10 protein-coding genes are annotated in these 14,101 nt (G+C 74.5%); 7 read left to right on the top strand and 3 right to left on the bottom strand.

From position 1 onward, the window contains the following. Positions 1-179: 179 nt before the first annotated feature. The 3 genes from HFV08_RS22955 to HFV08_RS22945 all read right to left on the bottom strand — a co-directional run bounded on the left by HFV08_RS22955 (position 180) and on the right by HFV08_RS22945 (position 2,718). On the bottom strand, positions 180-1,667 hold the full coding sequence (locus HFV08_RS22955) for a cryptochrome/photolyase family protein (protein WP_168541955.1): 1,488 nt from the start codon (positions 1,665-1,667) through the stop codon (positions 180-182). A gap of 228 nt (positions 1,668-1,895) precedes the next feature. Further along, a complete protein-coding gene (locus HFV08_RS22950) occupies positions 1,896-2,282 on the bottom strand; it encodes a hypothetical protein (protein ID WP_168541953.1) in 387 nt (128 codons plus the stop codon). 76 nt (positions 2,283-2,358) lie between these two features. Continuing rightward, positions 2,359-2,718, bottom strand: a complete 360-nt coding sequence (locus tag HFV08_RS22945) for a hypothetical protein (RefSeq protein WP_168541927.1) — start codon at positions 2,716-2,718, stop codon at positions 2,359-2,361. Positions 2,719-3,241: 523 nt separating this feature from the next. Between HFV08_RS22945 and HFV08_RS22940 the strand changes: the two genes are divergently transcribed. The 7 genes from HFV08_RS22940 to cobA all read left to right on the top strand — a co-directional run bounded on the left by HFV08_RS22940 (position 3,242) and on the right by cobA (position 14,049). Further along, positions 3,242-4,336 carry a methionine ABC transporter ATP-binding protein gene (locus HFV08_RS22940; protein WP_168541925.1) on the top strand — a complete coding sequence of 365 codons (1,095 nt, stop codon included), beginning with the start codon at positions 3,242-3,244 and terminating at the stop codon, positions 4,334-4,336. After that, complete coding sequence (locus HFV08_RS22935; RefSeq protein WP_168541923.1) at positions 4,333-5,118, top strand: methionine ABC transporter permease; 786 nt, start codon at positions 4,333-4,335, stop codon at positions 5,116-5,118. The genes HFV08_RS22940 and HFV08_RS22935 overlap by 4 nt, the downstream gene beginning before the upstream one ends. 78 nt (positions 5,119-5,196) lie before the next feature. Continuing rightward, positions 5,197-6,018, top strand: coding sequence for a MetQ/NlpA family ABC transporter substrate-binding protein (locus tag HFV08_RS22930; RefSeq protein ID WP_168541921.1), 822 nt, complete (start codon positions 5,197-5,199; stop codon positions 6,016-6,018). A 150-nt stretch (positions 6,019-6,168) separates the two neighbouring features. Then, positions 6,169-6,807, top strand: a complete 639-nt coding sequence (locus HFV08_RS22925) for a GNAT family N-acetyltransferase (protein ID WP_168541919.1) — start codon at positions 6,169-6,171, stop codon at positions 6,805-6,807. A gap of 132 nt (positions 6,808-6,939) precedes the next feature. Next, positions 6,940-8,145 (top strand): precorrin-6y C5,15-methyltransferase (decarboxylating) subunit CbiE, encoded by a 1,206-nt coding sequence (cbiE, locus tag HFV08_RS22920; RefSeq protein ID WP_168541917.1) that lies wholly within the window; start codon positions 6,940-6,942, stop codon positions 8,143-8,145. Between the two features lie 348 nt (positions 8,146-8,493). After that, entirely contained in the window at positions 8,494-12,486 is a 3,993-nt protein-coding gene (gene cobT / locus HFV08_RS22915) for a nicotinate-nucleotide--dimethylbenzimidazole phosphoribosyltransferase (RefSeq protein WP_168541915.1), read from the top strand. A 294-nt stretch (positions 12,487-12,780) separates the two neighbouring features. After that, the gene (cobA, locus tag HFV08_RS22910) at positions 12,781-14,049 is read left to right on the top strand and encodes a uroporphyrinogen-III C-methyltransferase (RefSeq protein ID WP_168541913.1); all 1,269 of its coding nucleotides are present in this window, start codon (positions 12,781-12,783) and stop codon (positions 14,047-14,049) included. Positions 14,050-14,101 lie beyond the last annotated feature (52 nt).

Genomic DNA, 14,101 nt, shown 5'->3' with positions numbered 1-14,101 from the left:
GGCCACCCAGAGGTGGCAGATGCGGCTCCAGCAACGACCACTCACGGTTCGTCAGATCCCCCCGACCCATGCCCAAACCAACGAGCGACCGGTCAGAAGGTCACATGATCCGCCGGACACCCCCTAGGCGTACGGGCGGCCGTCGCCTCGACTCCGCGCACGCACAAGCCCGTCGACCCTCACGGCGGCCCCTCGCGCCCGGCTTCCAGGCGGCGCACCTCGGCCAGGTCGCCGAGCCGGTCCATCCCCCGGACCGCCTGCGCCATGCGGTGGTTGCCCTCGAAGCGGCTCCGGTGCCGGTGCAGGAAGGTCCAGTAGCCCGTGGTGTACGGGCAGGCCTCCTCGCCGGTGCGCCGGGTGGGCCGGTAGGCGCAGGGGCCGCAGAAGTCGCTCATCCGGTTGAGGTAACTGCCGCCGCAGACATAGGGCTTGGTGACCATCCGGCCGCCGTCCGCGTACTGGGACATGCCGATCACATTGGGCAGCATCACCCAGTCGTAGCCGTCCACGAAGCAGCGGTGGAACCAGTCGGTGACCGCGGCCGGGTCCCAGCCGCGCTGCAGGGCGAAGTTGCCGAGCACCATCAGGCGCGGGATGTGCGCGGTCCAGCCGGTGTCGCGGACCTGCCCGAGGACCTCGGAGAGGCAGCGCGCGGTGACCGCGTCCGCGTCCAGGCCGAGGAACCAGCCGGGCAGCGGCTCGTGGTGGCCGAGCGCGTTGCGGCGCCGGTACTCCTCGCCGAAGTACCAGTACAGCTGCCATACGTACTCGCGCCAGCCTGCGATCTGCCGGATGAAGCCCTCGGCGCTGTTCAGCGGGGCCTCGCCCTCCCGCCAGGCCGATTCGGCGCGCTCCACGCACTCCAGGGGGTCGAGCAGTCCCAGGTTGAGCGAGGAGGAGAGCAGGCTGTGGCTCATCTCCGGGTCCCCGGCGAGCATCGCGTCCTCGTAGGGCCCGAAGTCCGCGAAGCGGTGGCCGAGGAAGCGGCGCAGCGCGGTCAGGGCCTCCCGGCGGGTGGCCGGGAAGCGGCGCGGCCCGTCCCGGCCGACGAAGGAGACCTCCCCGTCGCGCTCCCAGCGGTCGAGGTCGCGGCGGACCTCCTCGTCGATCTCGTCCTCGCGGGGCCGGTAGGGCGCGGGCAGCCCGAGGCCGGCGGCGCCCCTCGGCGGGGGCTCCCGGTTGTCGTGGTCGTGGTTCCACCGGCCGCCCTCCGGCTCCCCGCCCGCCATCAGCAGGCCGTGCTCGCGGCGCACCCAGCGGTAGAAGGTCTCCTGGCGCAGCCCCTCGCGGGACTCCGCCCAGTCGCGGAACTCCTCCAGCGGGACGAGGAAGCCCCGCGCCGGCAGCACGGTGACCCGGTCCAGGGAGCGCACCAGGCCGAGGGCGGCGCGCGAGGTCGGGTGGTGCACGGTCACCGGCCGGTCCCCGGCCGCCTCGCGCAGCCCCTCCCGGTAGGTCTTCGCCCGTACGTAGCGGACCCGTTCGCCCAGTTCGGCCGCCCGGTGGCGCATCGCGGAGAGCACCAGATGGGCCTTGGCCCGGTGGAAGCGCCGGCGGCGGAAGACCGCCCGGGACTCGATCATCACCAGCGGGGTGTCCCGGTGGGGTCCGTCCGGCCCGGGGGTGAGGAAGTGCGGGCCGAGCTGATCGCCGAAGAGCCAGTGCACGGGGGCGGCCACGGGCGGATCTCCTGACTCCGGCCGCGGCCGGGAGCGGCGTACGCGCCGCGCGCCCGCCGTGCGGACCACCGGCTGCGGGCGGTGCGCGAGGAGCGGGCCGGGCGCGGGCACCTGGGCGAAAGGCGTGGTCAGCCTAGGCGCCGAGCGGCGCTCCGCCCGGGAACCCCGCCCGCCGTGTCCCGCCCCGCGGCGGCGTCGGTCCGCCTCGCGGCGAAGTCAGTCCGCGTCCGGCCGGGGGCGCCGCAGCCACCACAGCGCGGTCAGCGGGAGCAGTACCGGGATGAAGAGGTAGCCCATGCCGTAGTCCGACCAGACCGTGGCGTCGGGGAAGGCGGCCTTGTCGGCCAGGGTCCAGGTGCCCACGGTCAGGACGCCCACGAGTTCGGCGACGCAGCAGACCAGCGCCGCCCGCCGGGCCTTCTCGCCGCCGCGCACCAGGGAGTACGTGATGAATCCGTAGACCAGACCGGCGAGCGCGGAGAGCGAGTAGGCGAGCGGGGCGTGGTCGAACTCGGTGGAGATCTGCACCGCGGAGCGGGAGACCGCGCCGACCACCATCACCCCGTAGACCCAGAGCAGCAGGGTGCCGGGGCCGCTGATCAGGCGGTTGCGGCGGCGCGGTGCCTCGGCCGCTTCGCCGCCGGACCCGGACTCCCCGGCCTTCTCGGGCGTCGCCACCTCAGCCTCCCCAGATGTCGTAGAGCCGCACTTCGAGCACCGCGAGCACCACGCCGCCCGCGGCCACCGTCGCCGAACCCCAGCGGGTGCGCTCCGCGAGGGACAGGAATCCGGAAACCGGTACGCAGGCGAAGGCGCCGAGCAGATAGCTGACGAAGATCGTGGTGCCCTGGTCCGCCTCCTGGCCCTGGGCGAGCCGGACGATGCCGACGATCAGCTGCACCACGGTGAGCAGGGTCACCACCGCCATGCCGATGAAGTGCCAGTCCTTGGTGGGCTGATCCCGGTAGGCGGCGAAACCGCACCAGGCGGCGAGCGCGAGCGCGGCCGCACTGATCGCGATCGTCAGGGCGTCAAGCATGGGCCGACTTTATTACGGGGCGCGGGGGCGGCGGATCCCGCCCCTGTCCGGGTACGGGACAGTGGCCTTGACCACAGGAGCGGCCCGGGCGGCGGCGAAAGCCCAGCGCACGACGGGCCCCCGGAGGCCCCTCGGCACGGGCCGTACAAGGGTGTCCAGGTGCCGGACAAAACTGTCCGGAATACGGGCATCCGAGGTCACCGCCGCTCACCCGTCTGCTTTACTTGCCCGCATGACCACGACGAGCAGCCGCATCCCCGCGACCGAGGCGCGATTGACGCCCGGTGCTCGCTGTATGTGTCGAATGTGTGCCTGCTGAGGGCCCCTGCATCACCGCCTGGACTCGCGCCCCGAAGCGAGCCGCCGAGCCCCGTGCCACAGCCCGCTCCGCCGAGCCGGGCCGCACGGCCCCGCGCACACGACCTGGGAACCCCGCCCCGCGGGTCGGCCGTGCCGTGTCCCGCAACCGACGCCCCGTGCCCGGCACCCCGCGTGCCGCGCACTCGACAGTGACGGAAACCCTGTGATCACCACCTCGGGCCTGACGAAGATCTACCGGTCCGGCGGTCCGCGAGGCCGCGCCATCACCGCCCTCGACGACGTGGACCTGCATGTCGCCGAGGGGGAGGTGTACGGCGTCATCGGGCAGAGCGGCGCCGGGAAGTCCTCGCTCATCCGCTGCGTGAACCTCCTGGAGCGCCCCACCTCCGGCACCGTCACGGTCGCCGGGCAGGACCTCACCGCCCTGGCCGGGCGCGGGCCCCGGGCCGGCCGCGAACTGCGCGCCGCCCGCAGCCGGATCGGCATGGTCTTCCAGCACTTCAACCTGCTGTCCTCGCGCACCGTGCAGGACAACGTCGAACTCCCGCTGGAGATCCTCGGCCTTTCCGGCCGCGAGCGGGCCCGCAAGGCCGCCGAACTCCTCGACCTGGTCGGCCTCGGCGAGCGGGCCCGCGCCTACCCCGCCCAGCTCTCCGGCGGCCAGAAGCAGCGCGTGGGCATCGCCCGGGCGCTGGCCGCCGAGCCGAAGGTGCTCCTCTCCGACGAGGCGACCAGCGCCCTCGACCCGGAGACCACCCGCTCCATCCTCGGGCTGCTGCGCGACCTCAACCGGCAGCTCGGCCTGACCGTGCTGCTCATCACGCACGAGATGGACGTGGTGAAGAGCATCTGCGACTCGGCCGCCCTGATGCGCGAGGGGCGGATCGTCGAGTCCGGCACCGTCACCGATCTGCTCGCCACCCCCGGCTCGGAGCTGGCGGCCGCGCTCTTCCCGGTCAGCGGCGGCGGCGAGGACCCCGAACGCACCGTCGTCGACCTCACCTTCCAGGGCGACGCCGCCGGCCGGCCCGTCATCTCGCGGCTCGCCCGCACCTACGACATCGACGTCTCCATCCTCGGCGCCGCCGTGGACACCGTCGCGGGCAGGCAGGTCGGCCGGATGCGCATCGAACTGCCCGGCCGCTACGAGGACAACGTGGTGCCGATCGGCTTCCTGCGCGAGCAGGGCCTCCACGTCGAACGCGCCGAGCACCCCGGCCCCGACGCCCCCGCCGCACCGCCCGCAGGACCCGCCGCGCCCCCGGTGGCCGCGCTCGCCAAGGAGGAGACCAAGTGACCTGGTCGGAGATGCAGCCGCTGCTCGAACAGGCGAGCTGGGACACCCTCTACATGGTCGGCTGGTCCACGCTGATCGCCGTCGTCGGCGGGCTGCCGCTCGGCATCCTGCTCGTCCTCACCGACCGCGGCGGGCTGCTCGGCAACCAGGCGGTCAACAAGGTCACCGGGCAGGTGGTGAACATCGCCCGCTCGATGCCCTTCATCATCCTGATGGTCGCCCTGATGGACTTCACCCGCTGGGTCACCGGCACCACCATCGGCCGCGAGGCCGCCATCGTCCCGCTCGCCATCGGCGCCATCCCCTTCTTCGCCCGGCTCGTCGAGACGGCGGTACGGGAGGTGGACGGCGGCCTCGTCGAGGCGGTGCAGTCTATGGGCGGCAACACCTGGACCATCGTCCGCAAGGTCCTCGTCCCCGAGTCGCTGCCCTCGCTGATCGCCGGCACCACCACCACGATCGTCGCCCTCATCGGCTACTCCGCCATGGCCGGCACCGTCGGCGCGGGCGGACTCGGCGACCTCGCGGTGCGCTACGGCTACCAGCGCTTCGAGTCGGACCTGATGTGGGTCACCGTCGCAGTGCTCGCCGTCGTCATCTCCGTCATCCAGTTCGCCGGCGACTTCGCCGCCCGGGGCCTGCACCGTCGCAGCGGCCACGCGGGCCCGGCGCCCCGGCTGCGCTTCCTGCGCGACCGGGACGCGGCGCCCGAGCGCTCCCCGGAGCAGTCCGCCGGGCAGCCCCCGGAGCCGGTCAAGAGTTCCGAACTCCCGGCCCCCTGAACCCTTTCCGGTCCCACCCAGTCCGCCCCGCACCACCCGCGGCGGGGAGCAGCACCCACCCAGAAAGAGGCACTTTTCGTGCGTAACACCCTCCGGATCACCACCGCGGCCCTCGCCACCGGCGCCCTCGCCCTCGGCCTCACCGCCTGCGGCGGCGACTCCGACTCCGACCCCGACGCCCCGCTGAAGGTCGCGGCGAGCCCCGTACCGCATGCCGAGATACTCGACTTCGTCAAGGACGAGCTCGCCGACAAGGCGGGACTCAAGCTGGACGTGCGCGAGTTCACCGACTACGTCACGCCGAACACGGCCACCGAGAGCGGCGACGTGGACGCGAACTACTTCCAGAACCAGCCCTACCTGGACGACTTCAACAAGAAGAACAACACCCACATCGTCCCGGTCGTCACCGTCCACTTCGAGCCGCTCGGCCTCTACTCCGAGAAGGAGAAGAAGGCGGACCAGCTGTCCAAGGGCGCCACGATCGCGCTGCCCAACGACACCGTCAACGAGGCCCGCGCCCTCAAGCTCCTCGACGCCAACGGGGTCATCGAGCTGAAGGACGGCGTCGGCAACGAGGCCACCCCGAAGGACATCGCGAAGAACCCGCGCGGGGTGAAGTTCAAGGAGCTGGAGGCCGCGCAGGTCGCCCGCTCCCTCAAGGACGTGGACGCGGCCGTGGTCAACGGCAACTACGCCATCGAGGCCGGCCTCAAGCCCGCCGAGGACGCGCTGGTCCTGGAGACCGACGAGAACAACCCGTACGGCAACTTCCTGGCCGTCAAGAAGGGCAACGAGGACGACCCCCGGGTCAAGAAGCTCGCGAAGCTCCTCACCTCGCCCGAGGTGAAGAAGTTCATCAAGGACAAGTACGCCGGTTCGGTGATCTCCGTCGGCTGATCCGCTCTCCGGCACCCGGCCCCGCCCCGCCCCGCGCGCGGCGGGGCCGGTGCGCGCCCCGGCGCCGACAGCCCACCCCCGTGGTGCGGTTGACGCCCGCGATGCTGCATGCTGGGCCCTTCAGCTTGCCTGAAGGTTACGGAGTGCCGCATGACGACCACCTTCCCCGACATCTCCATCAGTACGGAGAGGCTGGTGCTGCGCGCGCTCGAGGAACCCGACGTACCGGCGCTCACCGAGATGATGAACGACGAGCTGGTCACCTCCTGGACCGCCCTGCCGCACCCCTACACCGAGGCGGACGCGCGGGCCTGGCTCACCGAGGAGGCACCCGCCGAGCGCACCGAGGGGCGCGGGATCGTGCTCGCCGTCAACGAGTTCCTCACCCAGCGCCTGGTCGGCTTCGTCCAGCTGCGCCACACCGACTGGCGGGTGCGCTCCGCCGAGGCGGTGTACGTCATCGCGCCCTGGGCGCGCGGCGAGGGCTACGCCTGCGAGGCCGTGCTCGCGGTGGCCCAATGGCTCTTCCACGACCAGAAGTTCGAGCGCCTGGAACTGCGCACCGCCGCCGACAACACCGCCGCCCAGCAGGTCGCGCAGAAGATCGGCTGCATCAGCGAGGGCGTGCTGCGGGGCGCCTGGATAGCGCGCGGCAAGGACGAGCACGGCGGCTGGGGCGAGTTCCGTACCGACCTCATCGTGTGGAGCCTGCTGCCGGAGGACCTGGAGGGCGTCGCCGACCAGCTCGCCGAGGCCGGGGGCTACGCCTCCTACCCCGACTGGAACTGACCGCCCCGCCGCCCGTCCCCGCGCCTCGGCTCCCCTCCGCGTGCCGGGTCACCGCGTGCCACCGGGTACGCTCGCCCTGCCCGCGCTCGCGGCTGCCCCGCACAACGCTTGAACCTCAGGAGACGGACGACGATGGCCGACCGGGTCACGGTGATCGGCTGGGACGGCACGCCGCTGACGGAGGCGGCGCGCGGCGCCCTGTCCGCGGCCACCCTGGTGGCCGGCGCCGCCCACCACTTGGCCCTGCCCGAGGTGCCTCCCGGCGCGGAGCGCATCCGGCTCGGCAGCATGCACCTCGCCGCCCGGCGCATCGTCGGCCACCGCGGCACCGCCGTGGTCTTCGCCGACGGCGACCCGGGCTTCTTCGGCGTGGTGCGCACCCTGCGCTCGCCCGACTACGGCCTGGAGGTCGAGGTCGTCCCCGCGGTCTCCTCGGTCGCCACCGCCTTCGCCCGCGCCGGGACCCCCTGGGACGACGCCCAGGTGGTGGTCGCCCACGGCCGCACCCTGCGCCGCGCGGTCAACGTCTGCCGCGCCCACCCCAAGGTCGCCGTGCTCACCTCGCCCGGGGCCGGACCCGCCGAACTCGGTCTGCTCCTCGGCAAGGTGCACCGCACCTTCGTGATCTGCGAGGAGCTGGGCACCCCGCGCGAGCAGGTCACCGTGGTCACCTCGGAGAAGGCCGCCGACCACAGCTGGCGGGACCCGAACGTCGTCATCGTCCTCGGCGGCACCACCGCGCCCGACACCGGCTGGATCGCCGGGCGCGACCCGGGGCGCGGCCCGCGCGGCTGGGTGCTGCCCGCGAGCGCCTACGAGGGCACCCCGAAGGAGGGCGAGGGCGAGCGGCTGCGGACCGCCCAACTCGCCCGGCTCGCCCCGCGGGTGGGCGATCTGGTCTGGGACATCGGCTGCGGCAGCGGGGCCTTCGCCGCCGAGGCGGGGCGCTTCGGCGCCGCCGTCATCGCCGTCGACCGGGACCCGGACAGCTGCGGGCGCACGGCCGCCGCGGCCCGCCGGGCCGGGGTCGAACTCAGCGTCGTCCAGGGCACCGCCCCGCACATCCTCGAAAGCCTGCCCGAGCCCGATGTCGTACGGGTGGGCGGCGGGGGAGCGGCCGTCGTCTCGGCGGTCGCCGACCGCAGGCCCGAGCGGATCGTGACCCACGCGGCCACCCGCGACGAGGCCGAACTCCTCGGCCGGGACCTCGCCGAGCACGGCTACCAGGTCGAATGCGCCCTGCTCCAGTCCGTCGAACTGGACACCGGCAGCTGGACGGAGCGCGAGCGCACGGTCGCCTTCCTGCTCAGCGGGCTGCTCCCGGACCGCGCCCCGTGAGCCCCCGCGGACGCCGCGGCAGGTAGGCTGGCCGATCGTCGTACCGCTGAGGACGGACCGTCCCGGAGGGCCCGATGTCCCAAAAGGGCGGTCCTCTTGGGACCGGGGGAGCAGCGGCACCACAAGGGCGTGAAGTGGCGCAGTCCACACCGGGCCGTGGCCGATCCACGTGCCCCGGAGGTGGTCGGCACAGCAGAATGCCTGGTGTCCGCTCGTCCGCGGACGGCACGTGCCGCACGGCGCACACGCTCGTTCTCCCTGTGGGCGGTCGGTGCGCTGCCACACGCGGAGTACGGACCCGGCCGCGACCGGGCACGGTCCGAGTAAGCACTGAGCGAGGGGTTACGCATGACGGACACCGGCCAGATCCCCGGCGAGGGACTGCCGGAGAGCGCGGGCATGGTGGAGCAGCCGGGCGTGCACGCCCAGGGTGCCTACGCCTACGCCGGCCCCTCTGCCGCCCCCGCCGAGGAGGACGACCTGCTGCTCATGCCGGGAGCCCAGGGCGCCTGGATGGAGGGCCAGCTCCCCCCCGGCCCGCCCGGACCCGCGCCCGGCGCCCACGAGCGCTCCGGCCGGGACAGCGGCGCCCTCGACATGAGCGCCCGCACCCCGGCCGCGGCCCACTCCGCGGCCCCCCGGCGCCCCCTGCACTCGGGACCGCCCGCCAGCCCGGTGCGTTCGCTGGCCGACCGCGGCCCCGCCGCGCAGCCCGCCCCCGTGACCACCCCGGGGCCCGCCACCGGACCCGAGTACCTGGACATCCCGCAGGAGGACCCCGCGGGCCCCGGTGACACCCCGCCGCAGGGCGCGGTGCCGTGGACCCCCGAAGGCCTGCCCCAGGACGGCGGCCACCCGGAGGGCCCGCAGGCAGCGGCGGCAGAAACGGTCGTTCCGGACGCCTCGCACCAGGGCGCCGCCTACCCGGGCGAGTATCCGGCGGCGGACTACCAGGCGGACCGGCCCGGCGGCTACCAGGGCGCCGAACAGGGCACGGAATCCGGTCAGTTCGCCTACCCCGAGGGCGCCCACGGCGACGCTGCCCTCGGCGACGGGACCTACGGCGACGCCGCCTACGCCGACCCCGCCTTCCCGGCCCACGGCGACCCTGCCCTCAACGGTCACGGGGACCCTGCTGCCCTCAACGGTCACGGAGACCCCGTCTTCGACGGTCAGGGAGACCCTGCCTTCAACGGTCACGTGGACCCCGCCTTCCACGGTCAGGGCGACGCCGCCTTCCCGGGCGCGCGTGAGGCCGCTTTCCCGGTTCAGGGTGAGCCCGCCTTCCACGGTCAGGCCCCGGCCGCCCCGCAGGACAACGCGGGTTTCCCGCCCTCCGCGGGCGCCTTCGACGCGGCCCCGCAGGCGGGCGCCGCCCCGGCCGGCTACGCGCCGGTGCCGGAGACCCCGGCGCAGGGCGTCCCCTACGGCCAGTCCGCCCCGGGCGAGGGCGACTCCATCGGACGCTTCGTGCCCGTGGACGGCGTCATCCCCACCACCCCGCACCTCGCCCCGACACCCCCGCACCCCCTGCACCTGCCGGAGGACGCAACCGCCTTCCCGGAGGCGGGAGTCGAAGCGCCCCACCTCGCCCAGGAACCGCACCTCACCGAGGCACCGCACCTCGCCGAGGCGGTCGGGCAGTCCGAGGCGGCGGTGGCCGCCCCGGCCGAGGACGGTCCGCTCGGCTCGGCGGCCACCGCCGAGGCCCAGCCCGTCGAGGTCCCGGGCCTCGAAGCCCAGGCCACCGAGGCCCAGCCCGCGCCCGCCGACGCGGAGCCTGTCTCCGCCGCCTACGACGAGCCCGTGCCCCACGACGAGTCCGCACCCCACGAAGAGCCCGCGCTGCACGGAGAGCCCGCCTCCTACGAGGACCCCCTGTCCTACGAGGACCCCGCCCCCGTATCCCCCGAGGGCTACGCCGAATCCCCCGAGGCCTACGCCGAACACGCCGACGCCGCGCGGGAGTTCGACGACACCCCCGCTGCCGAACCGTCCCTCGCCCCGGAGCAGGCGCACGCCGCCGAGCAGGCCGTCCCGGTGGCGGAGCTGAACGGGCAGGCTGTCCCCGCGGAGCAGTTCCACCCCGGGGTGGAGTCCGGGGGTGTACCCGGCGGGCCCGGCGTCCACCTCGTACCGCACGAGGAGTTCATGGCGCAGGGATCTGCCACCGCGGCGGAGCAGGCCGTACCCGCGCAGGCGGAGGAGCCGCTCCGGGCGTCCGAGGAGGTGGTGGCCTTCGCCCCGCGGCAGGAGCCGCAGCAGGCGGACCCCTCGGCCGGACCGGAGGCGGACGCGGTGGCCGGGCAGGACGCCCCCGGGCTCCCCGGTGTGCCCGCCCCCGCGGGTGAACCCGTCCTCCCCGCCGAGGAGTCGGCCGCCCCCTGGACCACTGCGGACGAGCAGCAGGCCGCCTCGGTCCCGGCGCCCCGCGACGGCCGGTCCACGGCCCGCGAGGTGTCCGGGCCCGGTGCCGGAGCCCCCGCGGACACCGCGGCCCAGGAGACCGGAGCCCCCGCAGGCGAGCCGGTGCCGGACGCCGCCGGGCAGCCGGGCGAGGCGGACCCCGCCGCCGCGGACGCCGGGGAGCAGCCCGCCCCGCCCCGCGGCCCCGCCGCCCCGGCCTACGCCGAGGCCGAGCGCGAGGCGGTGCTGCGGGTCATCCGGGAGCGCCGCGACATCCGCAACGGCTTCCGCGACGACCCCATCCCGCACGAGGTCCTGCTCCGGGTCCTCGAAGCGGCGCACACCGCGCCCAGCGTCGGGCACTCGCAGCCCTGGGACTTCGTCGTCATCCGCTCCGCCGAGACCCGCCGCACCATGCACGAGCTGGCGATGCGGCAGCGCGAGGCCTACGCGAAGTCGCTGCCCAAGGCGCGGGCCAAGCAGTTCAAGGAGCTGAAGGTCGAGGCCATCCTCGACACCCCGGTGAACATCGTGGTCACCGCCGACTCCACCCGCGGGGGCCGGCACACCCTCGGCCGGCAGACGCAGCCGCAGATGGCCCCGTACTCCTCCGCGCTCGCCGTGGAGAACCTCTGGCTCGCCGCCCGCGCCGAGGGGCTCGGAGTGGGCTGGGTCAGTTTCTTCGACGAGCGCGAGATGGTGCGCGCCCTCGGCCTGCCCGAGCACCTGGAGGTCGTGGCCTACCTCTGCGTCGGCTACGTCGACGAGTTCCCCGAGGACCCCGAGCTGATGCAGGCGGGCTGGTCCAAGCGCCGCCCGCTGTCCTGGGTGGTGCACGAGGAGACTTACGGCCGCCGCGCGCTGCCCGGCGAGGAGCCGCACGACCTGCTCGCCGAGACCGTCGCCGGTATCCGGCCGCTGGACGCCAAGGCGCTCGGCGAGGCCTGGGAGCGGCAGAAGCGGATGACCAAGCCCTCCGGCGCGCTCGGCATGCTGGAGATCATCTCCGCCCAGCTCTCCGGCCTCTCCCGGATGTGCCCGCCGCCGGTGCCCGAGCCCGCCGCGGTGGCGATCTTCGCGGGCGACCACGGGGTGCACGCCCAGCAGGTCACCCCCTGGCCGCAGGAGGTCACCGCGCAGATGGTGACCAACTTCCTGTCCGGCGGCGCGGTCTGCAACGCCTTCGCCGCGCAGGTCGGCGCGGAGGTCTGCGTGATCGACGTGGGCGTGGCCGCCGAACTCCCGGCCACCCCGGGCCTGTTGCCCCGCAAGATCCGGGCGGGCACCGCGGACATGACCGAGGGCCCCGCGCTCACCCGCGAGGAGGTCGTCGCCGCCGTCGAGGTGGGCATCGAGACCGCCCGCGACCTGGTGGCCGCGGGCAACAAGGCCCTGCTCACCGGCGAGATGGGCATCGCCAACACCACCGCGTCGGCCGCCCTGATCGCGGTGTTCACCGACACCGACCCGGCCGAGGTCACCGGCCGCGGCACCGGCATCAACGACGAGACCCTCGCCCGCAAGACCGAGGTCGTACGCCGGGCCCTCGCCCTGCACCAGCCCGACCCGGCCGACCCGATCGGGGTGCTCGCGGCGATCGGCGGGCTCGAACACGCCGCCCTGGTCGGCCTGTTGCTCGGCGGCGCCTCGCTGCGCACCCCCGTGATCCTGGACGGCGTCAGCGCCGGTGCCGCCGCCCTGGTGGCCCGCGCCATCGCCCCGGAAGCGCTGGCCGCCTGCATCGCGGGCCACCGCAGCGCCGAACCGGGCCATGTCGCCGCCCTGAACAAACTCGGCCTGCGTCCGCTGGTCGACCTGGACCTTCGCCTCGGCGAGGGCACGGGCGCGCTGCTCGCGCTGCCCGTGGTGCAGAGCGCCGCCCGCGCTATGCACGAGGTGGCCACGTTCGATTCGGCCGGGGTCACCGAGAAGTAAGGGGTCACGCGCGGTACGGCCCGGGGACGGCCGGCTCGCGCGTGACCGGGTCCGCGCGGCCCGGCCCCCTGCCGAGGGCGGCGCCGGACCGCCGCGACTGGGCCCCGCCGCGCCCCTCGCCGTAAGCTGAGGAACCGGGAAACCGCACGTGAACCGGGTGACCGGGCCTCGTCCGGGGAACCGGAGGCGAACCGGGGAGCAGCAGCCGCCCCGGGGACGTCATGTGAACACGCCGCTCCAGTGCCGCAGCGGCCCGCACCGCATCGCACCACCCGCACGAGGAGCCGTACCGCCATGGCCGAACACCCCGCCTACCCCGTCGGACTGAGACTGACCGGGCGGCGCACCGTCGTCCTCGGCGGCGGCCAGGTGGCCCAGCGCCGGCTGCCCGCGCTGATCGCGGCGGGCGCCGACATCCTCCTCGTCTCGCCCTCCGCCACCCCCTCGGTGGAGGCGATGGCGGACTCCGGCGAGCTGGTCTGGGAACGCAGGCGGTACGCCGAGGGAGACCTCGAAGGCGCCTGGTACGCGCTGATCGCCACCAGCGACAAGGCCGCCAACCGCACCGCCTCCGCCGAGGCCGAACGCGGCCGGATCTGGTGCGTACGCGCCGACGACGCCGACGCGGCGACCGCGCTCACCCCGGCCACCGGGCGCAGCGAGGGCGTGACCGTGGCCGTGCTGACCACCGAGGTCCACGACCGGGACCCGCGGCGCACCGCCGCCATCCGGGACATCCTGGTGGAGGCGCTCGGCGACGGCACCCTGGCCGTGCCCTCGGTCGGCGTCCGCCCCGACGAGGCGCCGCGGGTGCGCCCGGTGGCCCTGGTCGGCGGCGGCCCCGGCGACCCCGATCTGATCACCGTCCGCGGGCGCCGCCTGCTCGCCGAGGCCGATGTGGTCATCGCCGACCGGCTCGGCCCCCGCGACCTGCTCGCCGAACTCCCCCCGCACGTCGAGGTGATCGACGCCGCGAAGATCCCCTACGGCCGCTACATGGCCCAGGAGGCCATCAACCAGGCCCTGATCGAGCACGCCCGGCAGGGCAAGGCGGTGGTACGGCTCAAGGGCGGCGACCCCTTCGTCTTCGGGCGCGGCATGGAGGAGGCGCAGGCGCTGACCGCCGAGGGCCTGCCGTACACCGTCGTCCCCGGCATCTCCAGCTCCATCTCGGTCCCGGGGGCCGCGGGCATCCCGGTCACCCACCGCGGGGTGGCACACGAGTTCACGGTGGTCAGCGGCCATATGGCGCCGGAGGACGACCGCTCCCTGGTCGACTGGGCGGCGCTCGCCCGGCTGCGCGGCACCCTGGTCATCCTGATGGGCGTCGACAAGATCGGCCGGATCGCCCGGGCGCTGGTCGCCCACGGCCGGGCGCCGGACACCCCGGTCGCCCTGATCCAGGAGGGCACCACCGCGGCCCAGCGCCGGGTGGACGCCACCCTGGCCACCGTCGGCGAGACCGTCCGCACCGCCGAGGTCCGCCCGCCCGCGGTGATCGTCGTCGGCGAGGTCGTCGAGGTCGGCGACACCGCCCCGGCCGCCCCCGGCACCCTCACCTGACGGCTCCCGCACACCCGTACCCCGTACTCCTACGACAAGGCAGCCTCACCCC

This window comes from Streptomyces physcomitrii (assembly GCF_012273655.1).
GTDB lineage: Bacteria > Actinomycetota > Actinomycetes > Streptomycetales > Streptomycetaceae > Streptomyces > Streptomyces physcomitrii.
The sequence above is the reverse complement of the archived record's forward strand: the minus strand, read 5'-3'. Positions and strand labels throughout refer to the sequence as shown.

Excerpts from the sequence above, each read along its gene's own strand:
- cobA (WP_168541913.1), top strand. The coding sequence starts at position 12,781 with ATGGCCGAACACCCCGCCTACCCCGTCGGACTGAGACTGACCGGGCGG.
- HFV08_RS22925 (WP_168541919.1), top strand. The coding sequence starts at position 6,169 with ATGACGACCACCTTCCCCGACATCTCCATCAGTACGGAGAGGCTGGTG.
- HFV08_RS22945 (WP_168541927.1), bottom strand. The coding sequence starts at position 2,718 with ATGCTTGACGCCCTGACGATCGCGATCAGTGCGGCCGCGCTCGCGCTC.
- cbiE (WP_168541917.1), top strand. The coding sequence starts at position 6,940 with ATGGCCGACCGGGTCACGGTGATCGGCTGGGACGGCACGCCGCTGACG.
- cobT (WP_168541915.1), top strand. The coding sequence starts at position 8,494 with ATGACGGACACCGGCCAGATCCCCGGCGAGGGACTGCCGGAGAGCGCG.